28 protein-coding genes are annotated in these 18,029 nt (G+C 66.7%); all 28 read left to right on the top strand.

The window, feature by feature from the left end:
- Positions 1-106: 106 nt before the first annotated feature.
- The 28 genes from rpsL to EIL87_RS25135 all read left to right on the top strand — a co-directional run bounded on the left by rpsL (position 107) and on the right by EIL87_RS25135 (position 17,884).
- Entirely contained in the window at positions 107-481 is a 375-nt protein-coding gene (gene rpsL, locus EIL87_RS25270) for a 30S ribosomal protein S12 (protein ID WP_009948619.1), read from the top strand.
- A complete protein-coding gene (gene rpsG / locus EIL87_RS25265; RefSeq protein ID WP_125093066.1) occupies positions 481-951 on the top strand; it encodes a 30S ribosomal protein S7 in 471 nt (156 codons plus the stop codon). The genes rpsL and rpsG overlap by 1 nt, the downstream gene beginning before the upstream one ends.
- Positions 952-1,047: 96 nt before the next feature.
- Entirely contained in the window at positions 1,048-3,150 is a 2,103-nt protein-coding gene (gene fusA / locus EIL87_RS25260) for an elongation factor G (RefSeq protein ID WP_125093065.1), read from the top strand.
- Positions 3,151-3,349: 199 nt separating this feature from the next.
- A complete protein-coding gene (gene tuf, locus EIL87_RS25255) occupies positions 3,350-4,543 on the top strand; it encodes an elongation factor Tu (protein WP_125093064.1) in 1,194 nt (397 codons plus the stop codon).
- A 541-nt stretch (positions 4,544-5,084) separates the two neighbouring features.
- Positions 5,085-5,390, top strand: coding sequence for a 30S ribosomal protein S10 (rpsJ, locus tag EIL87_RS25250; RefSeq protein ID WP_009948626.1), 306 nt, complete (start codon positions 5,085-5,087; stop codon positions 5,388-5,390).
- A 35-nt stretch (positions 5,391-5,425) separates the two neighbouring features.
- Positions 5,426-6,076, top strand: a complete 651-nt coding sequence (gene rplC, locus EIL87_RS25245; protein ID WP_125093063.1) for a 50S ribosomal protein L3 — start codon at positions 5,426-5,428, stop codon at positions 6,074-6,076.
- Positions 6,076-6,759, top strand: coding sequence for a 50S ribosomal protein L4 (gene rplD, locus EIL87_RS25240; protein ID WP_125093062.1), 684 nt, complete (start codon positions 6,076-6,078; stop codon positions 6,757-6,759). Before rplC ends, rplD begins: the two co-directional genes overlap by 1 nt.
- Complete coding sequence (gene rplW, locus EIL87_RS25235; RefSeq protein WP_125093061.1) at positions 6,756-7,055, top strand: 50S ribosomal protein L23; 300 nt, start codon at positions 6,756-6,758, stop codon at positions 7,053-7,055. Before rplD ends, rplW begins: the two co-directional genes overlap by 4 nt.
- A gap of 31 nt (positions 7,056-7,086) precedes the next feature.
- The gene (gene rplB, locus EIL87_RS25230) at positions 7,087-7,920 is read left to right on the top strand and encodes a 50S ribosomal protein L2 (protein WP_125093060.1); all 834 of its coding nucleotides are present in this window, start codon (positions 7,087-7,089) and stop codon (positions 7,918-7,920) included.
- An 18-nt stretch (positions 7,921-7,938) separates the two neighbouring features.
- A complete protein-coding gene (rpsS, locus tag EIL87_RS25225) occupies positions 7,939-8,220 on the top strand; it encodes a 30S ribosomal protein S19 (protein ID WP_125093059.1) in 282 nt (93 codons plus the stop codon).
- A 42-nt stretch (positions 8,221-8,262) separates the two neighbouring features.
- Positions 8,263-8,679, top strand: a complete 417-nt coding sequence (rplV, locus tag EIL87_RS25220) for a 50S ribosomal protein L22 (protein WP_125093058.1) — start codon at positions 8,263-8,265, stop codon at positions 8,677-8,679.
- Positions 8,679-9,521: a 30S ribosomal protein S3 gene (rpsC, locus tag EIL87_RS25215; protein ID WP_125093057.1), complete on the top strand. Its 843-nt coding sequence runs from the start codon at positions 8,679-8,681 to the stop codon at positions 9,519-9,521. The genes rplV and rpsC overlap by 1 nt, the downstream gene beginning before the upstream one ends.
- Positions 9,522-9,524: 3 nt before the next feature.
- Positions 9,525-9,944, top strand: coding sequence for a 50S ribosomal protein L16 (rplP, locus tag EIL87_RS25210; RefSeq protein ID WP_093414186.1), 420 nt, complete (start codon positions 9,525-9,527; stop codon positions 9,942-9,944).
- Positions 9,944-10,186, top strand: a complete 243-nt coding sequence (gene rpmC, locus EIL87_RS25205; RefSeq protein ID WP_093414185.1) for a 50S ribosomal protein L29 — start codon at positions 9,944-9,946, stop codon at positions 10,184-10,186. Before rplP ends, rpmC begins: the two co-directional genes overlap by 1 nt.
- Positions 10,183-10,458, top strand: coding sequence for a 30S ribosomal protein S17 (gene rpsQ, locus EIL87_RS25200; protein ID WP_125093056.1), 276 nt, complete (start codon positions 10,183-10,185; stop codon positions 10,456-10,458). The genes rpmC and rpsQ overlap by 4 nt, the downstream gene beginning before the upstream one ends.
- 193 nt (positions 10,459-10,651) lie before the next feature.
- The gene (rplN, locus tag EIL87_RS25195) at positions 10,652-11,020 is read left to right on the top strand and encodes a 50S ribosomal protein L14 (RefSeq protein WP_125093055.1); all 369 of its coding nucleotides are present in this window, start codon (positions 10,652-10,654) and stop codon (positions 11,018-11,020) included.
- A 2-nt stretch (positions 11,021-11,022) separates the two neighbouring features.
- Positions 11,023-11,337, top strand: coding sequence for a 50S ribosomal protein L24 (gene rplX, locus EIL87_RS25190; protein ID WP_125093054.1), 315 nt, complete (start codon positions 11,023-11,025; stop codon positions 11,335-11,337).
- 2 nt (positions 11,338-11,339) lie between these two features.
- A complete protein-coding gene (gene rplE / locus EIL87_RS25185; RefSeq protein ID WP_125093053.1) occupies positions 11,340-11,903 on the top strand; it encodes a 50S ribosomal protein L5 in 564 nt (187 codons plus the stop codon).
- Positions 11,904-11,906: 3 nt separating this feature from the next.
- A complete protein-coding gene (locus tag EIL87_RS25180) occupies positions 11,907-12,092 on the top strand; it encodes a type Z 30S ribosomal protein S14 (RefSeq protein ID WP_125093052.1) in 186 nt (61 codons plus the stop codon).
- Between the two features lie 242 nt (positions 12,093-12,334).
- The gene (gene rpsH / locus EIL87_RS25175; RefSeq protein ID WP_125093051.1) at positions 12,335-12,733 is read left to right on the top strand and encodes a 30S ribosomal protein S8; all 399 of its coding nucleotides are present in this window, start codon (positions 12,335-12,337) and stop codon (positions 12,731-12,733) included.
- 16 nt (positions 12,734-12,749) lie between these two features.
- Entirely contained in the window at positions 12,750-13,289 is a 540-nt protein-coding gene (gene rplF / locus EIL87_RS25170; RefSeq protein ID WP_125093050.1) for a 50S ribosomal protein L6, read from the top strand.
- Between the two features lie 2 nt (positions 13,290-13,291).
- Entirely contained in the window at positions 13,292-13,690 is a 399-nt protein-coding gene (gene rplR, locus EIL87_RS25165) for a 50S ribosomal protein L18 (RefSeq protein ID WP_125093049.1), read from the top strand.
- 35 nt (positions 13,691-13,725) lie between these two features.
- Positions 13,726-14,337: a 30S ribosomal protein S5 gene (rpsE, locus tag EIL87_RS25160; protein WP_125093048.1), complete on the top strand. Its 612-nt coding sequence runs from the start codon at positions 13,726-13,728 to the stop codon at positions 14,335-14,337.
- A gap of 5 nt (positions 14,338-14,342) precedes the next feature.
- Positions 14,343-14,525 carry a 50S ribosomal protein L30 gene (gene rpmD, locus EIL87_RS25155; RefSeq protein ID WP_093414171.1) on the top strand — a complete coding sequence of 61 codons (183 nt, stop codon included), beginning with the start codon at positions 14,343-14,345 and terminating at the stop codon, positions 14,523-14,525.
- A gap of 1 nt (position 14,526) precedes the next feature.
- Positions 14,527-14,976: a 50S ribosomal protein L15 gene (gene rplO / locus EIL87_RS25150; protein WP_125093047.1), complete on the top strand. Its 450-nt coding sequence runs from the start codon at positions 14,527-14,529 to the stop codon at positions 14,974-14,976.
- Positions 14,977-15,327: 351 nt separating this feature from the next.
- Entirely contained in the window at positions 15,328-15,816 is a 489-nt protein-coding gene (locus EIL87_RS25145) for a hypothetical protein (RefSeq protein WP_125093046.1), read from the top strand.
- A gap of 12 nt (positions 15,817-15,828) precedes the next feature.
- On the top strand, positions 15,829-16,476 hold the full coding sequence (locus EIL87_RS25140; protein ID WP_125093045.1) for a hypothetical protein: 648 nt from the start codon (positions 15,829-15,831) through the stop codon (positions 16,474-16,476).
- Positions 16,477-17,287: 811 nt separating this feature from the next.
- The gene (locus EIL87_RS25135) at positions 17,288-17,884 is read left to right on the top strand and encodes a hypothetical protein (RefSeq protein WP_125093044.1); all 597 of its coding nucleotides are present in this window, start codon (positions 17,288-17,290) and stop codon (positions 17,882-17,884) included.
- The last annotated feature ends 145 nt before the right edge of the window (positions 17,885-18,029 follow it).

The raw sequence follows: 18,029 nt of genomic DNA, 5'->3' as shown, positions 1-18,029 counted from the left end.
ACACAGTGCCTGACAGGTGCTCGACGCCCAGGGCACGCCGAAGCTCGAACGAGCGGCTGCTTGGTCGAGTACCTAAAAGACGCGAACGCTGACAGAAAGCCGGTCCATGCCCACCATCCAGCAGCTGGTCCGTAAGGGCCGCCAGGACAAGGTCGCGAAGACCAAGACCGCGGCGCTCAAGGGGAGCCCGCAGCGGCGTGGCGTGTGCACCCGCGTGTACACGACCACCCCGAAGAAGCCCAACTCGGCCCTGCGCAAGGTCGCTCGTGTCAAGCTGACCAGCGGCATCGAGGTCACGGCCTACATCCCGGGTGAGGGCCACAACCTGCAGGAGCACTCGATCGTGCTCGTTCGTGGCGGCCGTGTGAAGGACCTTCCCGGCGTGCGCTACAAGATCATCCGCGGTTCCGCTGACACCCAGGGTGTGAAGAACCGCAAGCAGGCTCGCAGCCGCTACGGCGCGAAGAAGGAGAAGAGCTGATGCCCCGCAAGGGTCCGGCCCCGAAGCGGCCGCTGCACGCTGATCCCGTGTACGGCTCGCCGCTGGTCACGCAGCTGGTGAACAAGGTCCTCGTCGACGGCAAGCGTTCGCTGGCCGAGAGGATCGTGTACGCGGCTCTGGAAGGCTGCCGGGAGAAGACCGGCACCGACCCGGTCGTCACGCTCAAGCGTGCCCTGGACAACGTCAAGCCGACCCTGGAGGTCCGCAGCCGCCGCGTGGGTGGCGCGACCTACCAGGTGCCGATCGAGGTGCGGGCCGGCCGGTCCACCACCCTCGCGCTGCGCTGGCTGGTCAGCTACTCCCGGCAGCGCCGCGAGAAGACCATGGTCGATCGCCTGATGAACGAGCTGCTGGACGCGAGCAACGGTCTCGGTGCGAGCGTCAAGAAGCGCGAAGACACGCACAAGATGGCGGAGTCCAACAAGGCCTTCGCGCACTACCGCTGGTGACATCTGGTGGGTCTTGCCCGCCAGCCGAACCGATTCGACAGCTTTGCACCTGTCACCGCGACTTGCACCTGCTGTTAGGGAACGGGGAAGAATCTCGTGGCACGCGACGTGCTGACTGACCTGACCAAGGTCCGCAACATCGGCATCATGGCCCACATCGATGCGGGCAAGACCACCACGACCGAGCGCGTTCTGTACTACACCGGGATCACGCACAAGCTCGGTGAGACGCACGACGGCGCGTCTCAGATGGACTGGATGGAAGAGGAGCAGAAGCGGGGTATCACGATCACCTCGGCTGCTACCACCACCTTCTGGGGCGACACCCAGATCAACATCATCGACACCCCGGGCCACGTCGACTTCACCGTCGAGGTGGAGCGCTCGCTGCGCGTCCTCGACGGCGCGGTCGCGGTGTTCGACGGCAAGGAAGGTGTTGAGCCCCAGTCCGAGCAGGTCTGGCGCCAGGCGGACAAGTACGAGGTTCCGCGCATCTGCTTCGTCAACAAGATGGACAAGCTGGGTGCGGACTTCTACTACACCGTGAGCACCATCGAGGACCGGCTGCACGCCAAGCCGCTGGTCCTGCAGCTCCCGATCGGTGTGGAGTCCGACTTCCAGGGCGTTGTCGACCTGGTCCAGATGAAGGCGCTGACCTGGCGCGGCGAGGTCCAGAAGGGCACCGACTACGAGGTCGAGGACATCCCGGCGGAGCTGGCCGAGAAGGCCGCCGAGTACCGGGAGAAGCTCGTCGAGGCCGTCGCCGAGACTGATGAGGCCCTCATGGAGGCCTACTTCAGCGGCGAGGAGCTGACCGAGCAGCAGATCAAGGACGGCATCCGCAAGATCACGATCGACCGCGAGGCGTTCCCGGTCATCTGCGGTACCGCGTTCAAGAACAAGGGCGTCCAGCCCATGCTCGACGCGGTCGTCGACTACCTGCCCTCGCCGCTCGACGTCCCGCCGGTGCAGGGGACCCTGCCCGACGGGGAGACCCCGGCGGAGCGCAAGCCGAGCACGCAGGAGCCGTTCTCCGCGCTGGTCTCGAAGGTCGCGGTGCACCCGTTCTTCGGCAAGCTGACCTACATCCGGGTCTACTCCGGCAAGGTCGCTTCCGGTGCTCAGGTCATCAACTCGACCAAGGGCCGCAAGGAGCGCATCGGGAAGATGTTCCAGATGCACTCCAACAAGGAGAACCCGGTCGAGGAGATCCAGGCCGGTCACATCTACGCGGTGATCGGTCTCAAGGAGACCACCACCGGTGACACCCTGAGCGACTCCGCGAACCCGATCGTCCTCGAGTCGATGACGTTCCCGGCGCCGGTCATCGAGGTGGCCATCGAGCCCAAGACGAAGGCCGACCAGGAGAAGCTCTCCACGGCGATCCAGAAGCTCGCCGAGGAGGACCCGACGTTCCAGGTCAACCTGGACGACGAGACCGGTCAGACCATCATCAAGGGCATGGGTGAGCTGCACCTCGAGGTGCTGGTCAACCGCATGAAGAGCGACTTCAAGGTCGAGGCGAACATCGGTAAGCCGCAGGTGGCCTACCGCGAGACGATTCGCAAGACGATCGAGAAGTACGAGTTCACGCACAAGAAGCAGACCGGTGGTTCCGGTCAGTTCGCACGCGTGATCATCCGGCTCGACCCGATCGAGCAGACGTCCGACAGCGCGACCTACGAGTTCGTCAACAAGGTCACGGGCGGTCGGATCCCGCGGGAGTACATCCCGTCGGTCGACCAGGGTGCGCAGGACGCCATGCAGTACGGCGTTCTGGCCGGCTACCCGCTGGTCGGCGTGAAGGTGACCTTGCTCGACGGCCAGTACCACGAGGTCGACTCCTCGGAAATGGCCTTCAAGGTCGCCGGTTCGATGGCGCTCAAGGAAGCCGCCGCCAAGGCGTCTCCGGCGCTGCTCGAACCGATGATGGCGGTCGAGGTGACCACGCCCGAGGACTACATGGGCGAGGTCATCGGTGACCTGAACTCCCGCCGTGGTCACATCCAGGCCATGGAGGAGCGCAGCGGTACCCGCGTCGTCAAGGCTCTCGTGCCGCTGTCCGAGATGTTCGGGTACGTCGGCGACCTGCGGTCGAAGACCCAGGGTCGTGCCAACTACTCGATGGTGTTCGACTCCTACGCCGAGGTTCCGGCCGGTGTGGCTAAGGAGATCATCGCCAAGGCAACGGGCGAGTGACCCGCTGGTCGGCCCCGGGTGACGGGGCCGGCCACGAGGCGACGCCTCGCGAAGGCGACCGGGGAGCAATCCCCTCCAGACGGCGGCGAGCAGGCCGCGACCGCTACGGGAGCGGTCCGCTCGCCACCTACCCGACAGGACTCCGCCTGGCACAACAAGTCGTACGGCGGAAAGTAAACAAGTCCAGGAGGACAATCCAGTGGCGAAGGCGAAGTTCGAGAGGGACAAGCCGCACGTCAACATCGGGACCATCGGTCACGTTGACCACGGCAAGACCACGCTCACCGCAGCCATCACCAAGGTTCTGCACCAGAAGTACCCGGAGCTGAACCCCTTCACGCCGTTCGACGAGATCGACAAGGCGCCGGAGGAAAAAGAGCGCGGCATCACCATTCAGATCGCGCACGTCGAGTACCAGACGGAGAAGCGTCACTACGCTCACGTCGACGCTCCGGGTCACGCTGACTACGTGAAGAACATGATCACCGGTGCCGCCCAGATGGACGGTGCGATCCTGGTGGTCGCCGCGACCGACGGCCCGATGCCGCAGACCCGCGAGCACGTGCTGCTGGCTCGCCAGGTCGGCGTCCCGTACATCCTGGTCGCGCTGAACAAGTCCGACATGGTCGACGACGAGGAGATCCTCGAGCTCGTCGAGATGGAGGTCCGCGAGCTGCTGTCGTCCCAGGAGTTCCCGGGTGACGACGTGCCGGTCGTCCGCGTCTCCGCGCTGAAGGCGCTGGAGGGCGACGAGGAGTGGGCCAACAAGATCGTCGAGCTGATGGACGCTGTCGACGAGAACGTGCCGGACCCGGTGCGCGCCACCGACAAGCCGTTCCTGATGCCGGTCGAGGACGTCTTCTCGATCACCGGCCGCGGCACCGTCATCACCGGCCGCGTCGAGCGCGGTGTCATCAAGGTGAATGAGGAGGTGGAACTGGTCGGCATCAAGGAGAAGCCGCTCAAGACCACCGTCACCGGTGTCGAGATGTTCCGCAAGCTCCTCGACGAGGGCCAGGCGGGCGACAACGTCGGTCTGCTGATTCGCGGTATCAAGCGCGAAGAGGTCGAGCGCGGCATGGTCGTCGTGAAGCCGGGCACCACCACCCCGCACACCGAGTTCGAGGCGCAGGTCTACATCCTGTCCAAGGACGAGGGTGGCCGTCACACGCCGTTCTTCAACAACTACCGTCCGCAGTTCTACTTCCGGACCACGGACGTGACCGGCGTTGTGACCCTGCCCGAGGGCACCGAGATGGTCATGCCGGGCGACAACACCGAGATGTCGGTCCAGCTGATCCAGCCCATCGCGATGGACGAGGGTCTGCGCTTCGCGATCCGCGAGGGTGGCCGCACCGTCGGCGCCGGTCGGGTCACGAAGATCAACAAGTGATGTGACGAGGACCCGCTTTCCGCTCGGGAAGCGGGTCCTCTCATGTTCTGCGTGACCTCGGTCCCGCAGAACGACCCCCGATTTCCGGGTGGTGCAGGGCATGTGCCATCCTGTACGGGTTGCTCGTTCAGGGCGGTCGGAACTCAGGCCACGGACCGGTGCTCCGGTCCAGCTAGCCGCGATGAAGCTCCGGCCGCCTTGGTGCGAGGGCCTCGCGCCCTTGTTCGGTGTTCGGCTCCGTTCTCACTCGGATTCCGATCCCACGGCCGCTCGGTCGGCCGAGCAGGGCACAAGAAAGGTGTACGGGCCTCCGGGCCCACCCCATCGGCGAAGTTCGAGGGGACCGGTGTGCGGCAGCTGGGCGACACGCCCGACCGCGTGTACCGGGCACCTAGACACCTGAACAGGGGCGGACTGAGAGCTGTGACGGCTCCCGGTATCGGGGACGACACCAAGCTGAGGGCCGTGAGGGGCACCCATGGGTGCGCCCTGCACCCATGTACCTAACCGCGGCACGAGACTAGAGGAACGGCAAGCCACCATGGCGGGACAGAAGATCCGCATCCGGCTCAAGGCCTACGACCACGAGGCGATCGACGCGTCCGCACGCAAGATCGTCGAGACCGTGACGCGCACCGGCGCTCGGGTCGTCGGGCCGGTGCCGCTGCCCACTGAGAAGAACGTCTACTGCGTCATCCGCTCCCCGCACAAGTACAAGGACTCGCGGGAGCACTTCGAGATGCGGACGCACAAGCGGCTCATCGACATCCTCGAACCGACGCCGAAGACGGTCGACGCGTTGATGCGCATCGACCTGCCGGCCAGCGTCGACGTGAACATCCAGTAAGGCACGGCGACGAGGTAGCGGAGAGAACGAGACCAATGTCTGACAGGCAGATCAAGGGGATTCTGGGCACGAAGCTCGGCATGACCCAGGTCTTCGACGACAAGAACCGGGTTGTCCCGGTCACCGTCGTGCAGGCCGGGCCGAACGTGATCACCCAGATCCGGACCACTGAGAAGGACGGCTACTCGGCCGTGCAGCTGGCGTTCGGCGCCATCGACCCCCGCCGGGTGAACAAGCCGCGCAGCGGCCACTTCACCAAGGCCGGTGTCACCCCGCGCCGTCACGTCGTCGAGCTGCGCACCGCGGACGCCGGTGAGTACGAGCTCGGCCAGGAGATCAGCGCGGACCTCTTCGAGGCGGGCGCGGTGGTCGACGTGGTCGGCACCAGCAAGGGCAAGGGCTTCGCGGGCACCATCAAGCGGCACGGTTTCCACCGCCAGCCGATGAGCCACGGTGCTCAGGCCGTGCACCGCAAGCCGGGTTCGATCGGCGGCTGCGCGACCCCCGGTCGCGTGTTCAAGGGCATGCGCATGGCGGGGCGGATGGGTTCCAGCCGCGTCACCACGCAGAACCTGAAGGTGCACAAGGTCGAGGGCGACAACGGCCTGCTGCTGATCAAGGGCGCCGTGCCCGGCCCCAAGGGCGGCCTGGTGCTGGTGAAGAGCCCCGCGAAGGGTGGTGCGTGATGAGCTTGACGCTCGACGTCCGTACCCCGGACGGCAAGACCGACGGCACCGTCGACCTGCCGGCCGAGATTTTCGACGCGCAGGCGAACGTGGCGCTGATGCACCAGGTCGTCGTGGCCCAGATGGCCGCGTCCCGCCAGGGCACGCACGCCACGAAGACCCGCGGCCAGGTCTCCGGCGGCGGCAAGAAGCCGTACCGGCAGAAGGGCACCGGCAACGCCCGCCAGGGCTCGATCCGTGCGCCCCAGTTCGCCGGTGGTGGGACCGTCCACGGTCCGCAGCCGCGGGACTACACCCAGCGGACCCCGAAGAAGATGGTGAAGGCCGCCCTGCGCGGTGCCCTCTCCGACCGGGTTCGCGCCGGCCAGCTGCACGTGGTCACCGGCGTCGTCGACGGTGAGAAGCCGTCCACCAAGTCGGCCAGGACCGCGCTGCGGAACTGGACCGAGGCCAAGAAGGTTCTGGTCGTTCTCGACCGCCACGACGAGCAGAACTCGTGGTTGAGCCTGCGGAACCTTGAGAACGTGCACCTGATCGACCCGGGTCAGCTGAACACCTACGACGTGCTCAACAGCGACGACGTGGTGTTCACCAAGGCCGCCTACGACCGCTTCGTCGCAGGCCCGGCCAAGGGCCGGTCGGTCAAGGCCGCCGCTTCTTCCGCTGAGGAGGCAGAGCAGTGAGCGCCGACCCCCGGGACATCATCCTCAAGCCGGTGATCTCCGAGAAGAGCTACGGGCTGCTGGAGCAGTCGCAGTACACCTTCTTGGTGGACCCGCGCTCGAACAAGACCGAAATCAAGATCGCCATCGAGCAGATCTTCGACGTCAAGGTCGCCAGCGTCAACACGATCAACCGCTCTGGCAAGCGCAAGCGGACCCGCACCGGGTTCGGCAAGCGCAAGGACACCAAGCGCGCGATCGTCACCCTGACGCCGGAGAGCAAGGCGATCGAGATCTTCGGTGGTCCGGCCGCCTGACGGTGCTGATTAGGACGAGGTTTCTTTAGAAATGGGCATTCGCAAGCACAAGCCGACGACGCCTGGCCGTCGTGGCTCGAGCGTGTCCGACTTCGCCGAGATCACCCGGACGGAGCCGGAGAAGTCGCTGATCGTTCCGCTGAACCGCAAGGCGGGGCGCAACGCTCAAGGCAAGATCACCACGCGGCACAAGGGTGGCGGTCACAAGCGGGCCTACCGCCTGATCGACTTCCGCCGCAACGACAAGGACGGTGTGCCGGCCAAGGTCGCGCACATCGAGTACGACCCGAACCGCAGCGCTCGGATCGCGCTCCTGCACTACGCCGACGGCGAGAAGCGCTACATCGTCGCGCCGAACGGTGTGAAGCAGGGTGACTCGATCGAGGCCGGCGCTCGGGCCGACATCAAGCCGGGCAACAACCTGCCGCTGCGCAACATCCCCACCGGTACCGTGATCCACGCGATCGAGCTCCGCCCTGGTCAGGGCGCGAAGATCGCTCGTTCGGCCGGTGCCCGGGTGCAGCTGGTGGCCAAGGACGGTCCGTACGCCCAGCTGCGGATGCCTTCGGGCGAGATCCGCAACGTGGACGCGCGCTGCCGGGCCACCGTCGGCGAGGTCGGCAACTCGGAGCACGCCAACATCAGCTGGGGCAAGGCCGGCCGGATGCGGTGGAAGGGCAAGCGCCCGACCGTCCGCGGTGTCGTCATGAACCCGGTGGACCACCCGCACGGTGGTGGTGAGGGCAAGACTTCCGGTGGTCGCCACCCGGTCAACCCGAGCGGCAAGCCGGAGGGTCGTACCCGTCTCCGCAAGCCGAGTGACAAGCTCATCGTCCGCCGCCGTCGCACCGGCAAGAAGCGCTGAGCAGGGAGGTAAGAAAACATGCCACGCAGCCTGAAGAAGGGCCCGTTCGTGGACGACCACCTGCTCAAGAAGGTGGACGCGCTCAACGAGTCGGGCAAGAAGACCGTGATCAAGACCTGGTCCCGCCGGTCGACGATCATCCCGGACATGCTGGGTCACACCTTCGCGGTGCACGACGGCCGCAAGCACGTCCCGGTGTTCATCACCGAAGCGATGGTCGGGCACAAGCTGGGCGAGTTCGCCCCGACCCGCACTTTCAAGGGCCACGTCAAGGACGACCGGAAGTCGCGCCGCCGCTGAGCGGGTCTGTGACACGAACGAGTAAGAGCAAGGGGTAGCAGGATGACAGCCCGTTCCGACTCCACTGTCGCGGAATCCCCGCGCGCAGTGGCGCGGGCCCGGTTCGTCCGCGTCTCGCCTATGAAGGCGCGCCGCGTGGTCGAGCTCATCAAGGGCCGGAGCGCCAGCGATGCCCTGGCCGTGCTCCAGTTCGCGCCGCAGACCGCCAGCGGTCCGGTGTCGAAGGTGCTCGCCAGTGCGATCGCCAACGCGGAGAACAACCTTTCCCTCGATCCCGAGACGCTGGTCGTGAGCCACGCGTACGTGGACGAGGGTCCGACGTTGAAGCGGTTCCGGCCGCGCGCGCAGGGCCGTGCGTACCGGATCCGGAAGCGGACCAGCCACATCACGGTCGAGGTCGAATCTCGTCCCGCTGCGGCGACCAAGTCCCGAAAGAGCCAGAAGGGGAGTGCCCGGTAGTGGGTCAGAAGATCAACCCGCACGGCTTCCGACTCGGCATCACCACGGACTGGAAGTCTCGCTGGTACGCCGACAAGCAGTACTCGGAGTACGTCGCGGAAGACGTCAAGATCCGCCGGCAGCTGTCTCGCGGAATGGAGCGCGCTGGGATCTCGAAGGTGGAGATCGAGCGCACCCGTGAGCGCGTCCGCGTGGACATCCACACCGCCCGGCCGGGCATCGTCATCGGCCGTCGTGGTGCCGAGGCGGACCGCATCCGCGGTTCCCTCGAGAAGCTGACCGGCAAGCAGGTCCAGCTCAACATCCTCGAGGTCAAGAACCCCGAGGCGGACGCCCAGCTCGTCGCACAGGGTGTGGCCGAGCAGCTGTCCAACCGCGTGTCCTTCCGGCGTGCGATGCGCAAGGCCATCCAGTCGGCCATGCGCTCGCCGCAGGTCAAGGGCATCCGGGTGCAGTGCGGCGGCCGTCTGGGCGGCGCGGAGATGTCGCGCTCGGAGTTCTACCGCGAGGGTCGCGTTCCGCTGCACACGCTGCGTGCGGACATCGACTACGGCTTCTTCGAGGCCCGCACCACCTTCGGGCGCATCGGCGTCAAGGTGTGGATCTACAAGGGCGAGCTGGTCGGTGGCCTGAAGCAGAAGCAGCAGGAGTCCGAGGTTCGCCCGCCGCGCGGCGGCGACCGCAACGAGCGGGGTGGCCGTGGTGACCGCGGTGGCCGTCGCCGTGGCGGTGCGGATCGTGGCGAGCGCGGTGGTGCTGACAAGCCCGCCAAGGCCGAGGCCAAGGCCTCGGAGGGCGAGCAGCAGCAGGCTGCGCCGGCTGAAGAGAAGACGGAGGGCTGAGACGTGCTCGTCCCACGCAGGGTGAAGTGGCGCAAGAGCCACGCGCCGAAGCGCAAGGGATTCGCCAAGGGTGGCACCCGGATCAGTTTCGGCGAGTACGGCATTCAGGCGATCGAGCACGGCTACGTGACCAACCGTCAGATCGAGTCGGCCCGTATCGCCATCACCCGGCACGTCAAGCGTGGCGGCAAGGTGTGGATCAACATCTTCCCGGACCGCCCGCTGACCAAGAAGCCGGCCGAAACCCGTCAGGGTTCCGGTAAGGGTTCGCCGGAGTCCTGGGTCGCCAACGTCAAGCCCGGACGCATCATGTTCGAGCTGACCTTCCCGAACGAGAAGACGGCGATCGAGGCGCTGACTCGTGCGGCGCACAAGCTCCCGATGAAGTGCAAGATCGTGTCCCGCGAGGGTGGTGACTTCTGATGGCAGCGGGTGTCACCGCATCCGAGCTCCGCGAGCTGAACAACGAGGAGCTCGTGCAGCGGCTGAAGGAATCGAAGGAAGAGCTGTTCAACCTCCGGTTCCAGATGGCCACGGGTCAGCTGCAGAACAACCGGCGGCTGCGCGTCGTCCGCCAGGACATCGCCCGGATCTACACCATCATGCGCGAGCGCGAACTGGGCCTGACGGTTAACCCCGAAGGCGCTGAGGAGGGCGCGGCATGAGTGAGAAAGGACAGGGCGTGGAGCGCAACAGCCGCAAGGTGCGCGAGGGCTACGTCGTCTCGGACAAGATGAACAAGACGATCGTGGTCTCCCTGGAAGACCGCAAGAAGCACGCCCTCTACGGCAAGGTCATGCGGCAGACCACCAAGGTCAAGGCGCACGACGAGGCCAACACGGCCGGTGTCGGCGACCGGGTGCTGCTGATGGAGACCCGTCCGCTGTCGGCGCGCAAGCGCTGGCGGCTGGTCGAGGTCGTCGAGAAGGCCAAGTAATCAACAAAGTTCTGGGTGGGCCTGCATGCGCAGGTGGTCGCTCGGAACGACACGGCGAACCGGCCGGTCGCCGGCGAGATCAGCGGCCGGCCGTTTCGCTCGTGGAAGTTGACCGCGCGTGTCAGGTCGGCAATTTGGCACGCCAGAGTGTGTCCGGGCACAGGGTTCGGGCACTTAGGGTCAGGAGTCAGACGTGATCCAGCAGGAGTCGCGACTTCGCGTCGCCGACAACACCGGGGCCAAGGAGATCCTCACGATCCGTGTCCTCGGTGGGTCGGGCCGGCGCTACGCGGGCCTCGGGGACATCATCGTGGCGACCGTCAAGGAAGCCATCCCCGGTTCCGGAGTCAAGAAGGGCGATGTGGTCAAGGCCGTCATCGTCCGGCAGAAGAAGGAGAAGCGTCGCGCGGATGGTTCCTACATCCGGTTCGACGAGAACGCCGCCGTCCTGGTGAAGCCGGGTGGCGAGCCGCGGGGTACCCGCATCTTCGGGCCGGTGGCCCGAGAGCTGCGCGACAAGAAGTTCATGAAGATCATCTCGCTCGCGCCGGAGGTGTTGTGATCATGAAGATCAAGAAGGGCGACACGGTCGTCGTCATCTCCGGTAAGGACAAGGGCGCCAAGGGCAAGGTCATCAAGGCCATGCCGGCGGAGCAGCGGGTCCTGGTCGAGGGCGTCAACCGGATCAAGAAGCACACCAAGGTCTCCCGGACCGAGCGTGGCGCGCAGTCCGGTGGCATCGTCACCCAGGAAGCCCCGATCCACGTGAGCAACGTGATGGTCGTGGACTCGGACGGCAAGCCGACCCGCGTCGGTCACCGCATCGACGAGGACGGCAAGAAGGTTCGCGTCTCGCGCCGCAACGGTAAGGACATCTGATCATGACCACTGCTGAGAAGATCGTCCCCCGGCTCAAGACCCGGTACCGCGAGGAGATCCGCCAGGCCCTGCACGAGGAGTTCAACTACTCCAACCCCATGCAGGTGCCGGGTGCGGTCAAGGTCGTGGTCAACATGGGTGTTGGCGACGCCGCGCGGGACAGCAAGCTGATCGAGGGCGCGGTTCGCGACCTCGCCGCCATCACCGGCCAGAAGCCCGAGGTTCGTCGGGCCCGCAAGTCCATCGCGCAGTTCAAGCTGCGCGAGGGCATGCCGATCGGCGCGCGGGTGACCCTGCGCGGCGACCGCATGTGGGAGTTCCTGGACCGCCTGGTCACCATCGCGCTGCCGCGCATCCGTGACTTCCGCGGTCTTTCGCCGAAGCAGTTCGACGGCAGGGGCAACTACACGTTCGGCCTCAACGAGCAGTCGATGTTCCACGAGATCGACCCGGACAGCATCGACCGTCCGCGGGGCATGGACATCACCGTCGTTACCACTGCCACCAACGATGAAGAGGGCCGGGCGCTGCTCAAGCACCTGGGCTTCCCGTTCAAGGAGAACTGAGCGATGGCGAAGAAGGCGCTGGTCATCAAGGCGGCCAAGAAGCCGAAGTTCAAGGTTCGCGGCTACACCCGTTGCCAGAAGTGCGGGCGTCCGCGTTCGGTGTTCCGCAAGTTCGGGCTGTGCCGCGTCTGCTTCCGCGACATGGCGCACGCGGGTGAGCTGCCCGGCGTGAGCAAGTCCTCCTGGTGAGCTTCCGCCTGCTTCGGGGCCGGTTGCCCGGTGGTGTCCGGCGGCCTTTACCCTGAAGCAGGCGCTACCAGGGCTGATGCCCACGCTCCGCACGCGAGCCGTGCTCGTGCACGACTAGAACAGGGCCCCGTCACCGCGGCGGGAGGCCCCGAACTTCGTCCAGGCCAGAGTCCAGACGTCCGCCCGCCAGGGTGTGTCCGGTCCGGGCTCATCGGAACCAGACGAGAAAGGTTGAGCTGGTCATGACGATGACCGATCCGATCGCAGACATGCTGACGCGTCTGCGCAACGGGAACTCGGCATACCACGACGAGGTCGTGATGCCGCACTCCAAGCTGAAGGCCAACATCGCTGAGATCCTCAAGCGCGAGGGCTACGTCTCGGGCTCCCGCGTCGAGGACGGGGACACGCACAAGAACCTCGTCGTCGAGCTGAAGTACGGCCCGAACCGCGAGCGGAGCATCGCGGGCCTGCGCCGGGTCTCCAAGCCCGGTCTGCGGGTTTACGCCAAGTCCACGAACCTGCCGAAGGTTCTCGGTGGTCTGGGCGTCGCCATCATCTCGACCTCCGGCGGTCTCCTGACCGACCGGCAGGCCATGAAGAAGGGCGTGGGCGGGGAAGTCCTCGCCTACGTCTGGTAAGGGAGGACGAGCGGCTATGTCGCGCATCGGAAAGCTGCCGATCACCGTCCCCTCCGGCGTCGAGGTGAGCGTCGACGGCCAGGCGGTGACCGTGAAGGGCCCCAAGGGCGAGCTGTCGCACCAGGTCCGCGAGCCGATCGTCGTCGAGAAGGACGAGGATGGCGCGGTGCTGGTCAAGCGCCCCGACGACGAACGGGAGAGCCGGTCGCTGCACGGGCTGACCCGGACTCTCGTCAACAACATGGTGATCGGCGTGAGCCAGGGTTTCCAGAAGGACCTGGAGATCACGGGTGTCGGTTACCGAGTGCTGCAGAAGGGATCGAACCTCGAGTTCTCCCTCGGCTACAGCCACACCATCGTGATCGAGCCGCCGGACGGCATCCAGTTCGCGGTCGACGGCCCGACCAAGCTCTCGGTCAAGGGCATCGACAAGCAGCTGGTCGGCGAGATCGCGGCTCGTATCCGCAAGCTGCGCAAGCCCGACCCGTACAAGGGCAAGGGTGTCCGGTACGCGGGTGAGACCATCCGCCGCAAGGTCGGAAAGACGGGTAAGTGACCATGAGCGAGACAGCTACCAAGCGCAAGCCGGTTGGCAAGGACATCTCGACCAAGCGTCGGCTCGCCCGCGCCAAGCGTCACACGCGCCTCCGGAAGAAGATCCTGGGCACCGCCGAGCGCCCGCGTCTGGTCGTCACCCGGTCGCTGCGCAACATCACCGCGCAGGTCATCGACGACACCAAGGGCCACACCGTCGCGTCGGCCACGAGCCTGGAGTCCGAGCTCCGCGGCTTCGAGGGCGACAAGAGTGCCATGGCCACCAAGGTCGGCGAGCTCGTCGCCGCCCGTGCCAAGGACGCCGGTGTCGAGAAGGTCGTGTTCGACCGCGGCGGTAACGCCTACCACGGTCGCGTGGCCGCACTGGCCGACGCCGCCCGTGACGGCGGACTGGAGTTCTGACAAGTGCGTAAGAACGAAACTGGAAGGGACGCCTGATGCCTGGACGCACTCGGCGTGAAGGCGGGGAGTCCGGCGGCAAGGACCGCCGGGACCGCCGCGACGGCGGCCGTGGCGGGGCGGCCCAAGAGAAGACCCCGCAGTTCGAACGTGTCGTGACCATCAACCGCGTCGCGAAGGTCGTCAAGGGTGGTCGGCGCTTCAGCTTCACCGCTCTCGTCGTCGTCGGCGACGGTGACGGCATGGTCGGTGTCGGCTACGGCAAGGCCAAGGAAGTTCCCGCGGCCATCGCCAAGGGTGTCGAGGAGGCGAAGAAGAACTTCTTCCGCGTCCCGCGCCTGGGCGGCACCATCACGCACCCGGTGCAGGGTGAGGACGCCGCCGGCGTCGTGCTGCTGCGCCCGGCCAGCGCCGGTACCGGTGTCATCGCCGGTGGCCCGGTGCGCGCGGTGCTGGAGTGCGCCGGCATCCACGACGTGCTGAGCAAGTCGCTGGGCTCGGACAACCCGATCAACATCGTCAAGGCCACGGTGCACGCGCTCAGGCAGCTGCAGCGTCCGGAGGAGGTCGCGGCTCGCCGTGGCCTGCCGCTGGAAGATGTCGCTCCGGCGTTCATCATGCGCGCTCGTGCCGCCGGGCAGGGGGTCTGATCGTCATGGCACAGCTCAAGATCACCCAGGTGCGCGGGCTGGTCGGCACCAAGCAGAACCAGCGCGACACCATGCGCAGCCTCGGCCTGCGCAAGATCCGTCAGTCCGTGGTTCGCCCGGACGACTCCAACGTGCGCGGCATGGTCAATGCCGTCCGTCACCTGGTGACGGTCGAGGAGGTCGACTGACATGGTCATCAAACTGCACGACCTGCGTCCGGCCCCCGGTGCCAAGCGCGACAAGATCCGCGTCGGCCGCGGTGAGGCCTCCAAGGGCAAGACCGCCGGTCGGGGTACCAAGGGCACCAAGGCCCGGAAGAACGTCTCCCCTCGTTTCGAGGGTGGGCAGATGCCGATCCACATGCGGCTCCCGAAGCTCCGCGGCTTCAAGAACCGCTTCCGCACCGAGTACCAGGGTGTGAACCTCGGCAAGCTCGTCCAGGCGTTCCCGGAAGGCGGCACCGTCGGCTTCGACGAGCTGGTCGCCAAGGGCCTGGTCAAGAAGAACGAGCTGGTGAAGATCCTCGGCGACGGGGACCTGGAGGGCGTCAAGCTCGACGTCACCGCCCACGCCTTCACCGGCAGCGCTCAGGAGAAGATCACCGCCGCCGGCGGTTCGGTCACCAAGATCGAGCGCTGATCGAGTTCCAAGTCGAAGACCCGCCACCCCACCGGGGTGGCGGGTCTTCTTCTTTTCCCATTCCGAACTCCGCCTTCTTCCTGATTCCCACAACTTCCCAGTCGCGATACGCTGCGCGCTCGGGAAACCACGCTGGGCACTTCACTTAGCCGGATCGCGAGTTCTCGGGCCGCGAGATGCGCGAATCCCGGACCCTCCCACCGGCCCAAGCCGATCCACCGAAGAGCTTCAGGCGGAAGTGTGCCTGACCAGCGTCTTTTCGTTGGTGTGCCGCCGTTCCGGCAGTCCTTAGCTTTGCTCTCGCCGTTCCACCCGGACGGCGTGGGCGAATCGAGGGAGGAACGACGGCGTATGCGACCACGACAGGTGGGACGGCGTGCCGTCCTGGTGATCGTCGCGGTGTTGGCCGCGGTTGTCCCGGGAGCGGCGGCGGCCCAGGCCGGCGGGCAATCCCCACGGCCGGACACCCACTGCCGCTACCACTCCAGCACCGGCGAGACGCGGTGCTTCAGCACGCTGGCCGAGGCCACCGCGCAGCCCAGGGACGCTCGGGGCGACGTCATCCAGGCGACGTTGTTCACCGATCCCGACTACGGCGGCAGCAGCTTCACCGTCTACGGCTCCGAGATGTGCGAGAAGGACGGTGTCGTCAACTTCCAGATCAACCTGCCCGACGACTGGAAGGACGTCGTCTCCTCGGTGCAGCCGTGGGGCGGCTGCTGGATCTGGCTGTACCCGGAGCCCGACCTGGGCGGTGAGCGCGACGGGCCCTTCAAGGAGAACACGCCCGACGTCGGTTCGATGATGAACGACCGCACCCAGTCGGTCGGCCTGAGCTGAGGGGATGTCGCGATGCACGCACGAACGATCCGCACTGTGGTGGCCTCGGCGAGCGTGATCGGCGCACTCGCGGTGCCCGCCACCGCCAACGCCGAGGACGCCGGCGCCATCAGCGCCCGGGGCGTCAGCGCGGCGGACGAGCCGACGGTGCGCGAGCTGCTGGAGAAGTGCGACAACGGCACCGACAGCTGCGTGTTCCACCCGGCGGGCGAGCCCGAGTACTTCACCGCCGACGCGAAGCAGGTCGGCGACCCGGTCTACAACTGCACGCCTGACGACCAGCGGCACAACGTGAGCTGGTCGGACACCACCTCGCAGAGCAACAGCGTCGGTCTGGCGATGACCACCGAGGCGGGCTTCGGGAAGGTCTTCGCCGTCAGCTACGAGCAGACTTTCGAGCACACCTGGGAGGAGTCGCACACCGAGTCGCAGACGACCTTCGTCGACACCCGCTCGCACCAGGTCGGCTGGGTCGAGCGCGCCGCGCAGATGCAGAAGGTGCGCGGCACCTACGAGTTGCACTTCGAGGACAAGTTCCACGACCACTACATCTGGTACGTCAACGACTTCGAGGTCACCGGCCCCGCCGAGGACTCCTCGACCGCGGTCAGCCAGCACACGCGGGACATGACCCAGGAAGAAGTAGACGCCTGCCCGTGACCCCACCGCCGGTGACCGGGCGACGTCCCGGAACACCGCAACGACCCACCCTCCGGTCCTGCTGTGTTCCGGCCCCGGGACCGGCGACCGCAGTCTGACCCCGCACCGAGCGGTGCACCGGTCGCCGGTTCCGGTGGTGGGGCACGGGTTCCGGTCGCCGTGGTGACCCGGGTCCGCTTGGGCGACTCGAACATCTGGCCCGGCGGTGGTGGCGGAACACCTGGCCACGGAGTCCGGGTTGCCGTGAGAGCCCGGGGGTCCGGTCACCGCGGTTGCCCGCCTTCCGATCACCGCGGTGACCCGGGTCCTTGGACGCGGGCCGTGGTCGGGAGGACCGATCGGGACGGGTGTCCGCCCTCGGTGGGCGGTGGTCCGATCTCCGGCGGTTGTCCGGACCGTCGGTTCGCGGGTGACTCGGCGCCCGATCCTGAGGTGCTCCAGGCCTCTGGTCCCGGGAGTGGGCTGTCGGCCGCTGTGGGAGCCAGGACCTCCTGTCGTGGTGGGCGGGAACGGGTCACCGCGGTGAACCGCCTTCCGATCACCGAGGGAATCCCGGGTCCGTGGAACCGAGCGGTGGTCCGGTCGGGGCGGTGGTCCGGCCTCCGGTGGGGCGGGGGCCGGGCTGCTGATCGCGATCGGAGTTCGCCGTGCGGGTGCGGATCTCCGGTCACGGCGGTGGTTCAAGGGCCCGGCTGCCGGGTGGTGCGGTGTGCCGGTGCCGAGTTCGGGGCCGGCGTCCGGGCGCGTGCGCCCGGGGTGTGAACGCGGGGGTGTCCGGTGATGGGGGAACGTGATCGAGAGGAACGCGAGTATGAAGCGCATTGCGGTGAGCTGCGTGTCGGTGCTCGGGGCGGCTCTGCTGTTGGCCCCGCCCGCCTCGGCGGCCGACGAGCCCACGGTTCGAGAACTGCTGGAGAAGTGCGACAACGGCACCGACAGCTGCGTGTTCCACCCCGAGGGAGAGGTGGAGCACTACCAGAACACCTCCGAGGGGGTGGGCGCTCCGGTCTTCAACTGCACCGACAAGGAGCAGATGATGAACGTGGCGTGGTCGGACAGCACCGCGGAGAGCAACAGCGTGGGGCTGTCGATGAGCACCAGTTTCGGTGAAGTCTTCAAGGTGACCTTCAAGGCCACCTACGGCCACGAGTGGCGTTCCGAGCACACCGAGTCGCAGACCACCTTCATCACGGTGCGTCCCGGTGAGGTCGGGCAGGTCTACCACGGCGCGAAGATGCAGAAGGCCAAGGGGACCTACGAGCTCCACTTCGAGGACAAGTTCTACGACCACTACATCTGGTACGTGAACGACTTCGAAGCCAGCGGTCCGGCCGACGACCAAGGCGGCACGGTCACGCAGTCGACGCGCCCGATGACCGAAGAGGAGAAGCAGGCCAACTGCGGCTGATCCGCAGTCCCACCTGCGAGGTCGTGGTCCGCTTCCCGTGCTGGTGGGGAGGCGTCGCGTTCTCCGCGAACGTCGCAGGTCGCGCTGGGAATAACGGCAACCGCGCTCGGGAGGGCGCGGTTGCCGCAGTTCGAGGGTGATGGTG

Origin of the sequence: Saccharopolyspora rhizosphaerae, from assembly GCF_003931915.1 — a bacterium.
GTDB lineage: Bacteria > Actinomycetota > Actinomycetes > Mycobacteriales > Pseudonocardiaceae > Saccharopolyspora > Saccharopolyspora rhizosphaerae.
This window is presented reverse-complemented; position numbering and strand designations above follow the sequence as displayed.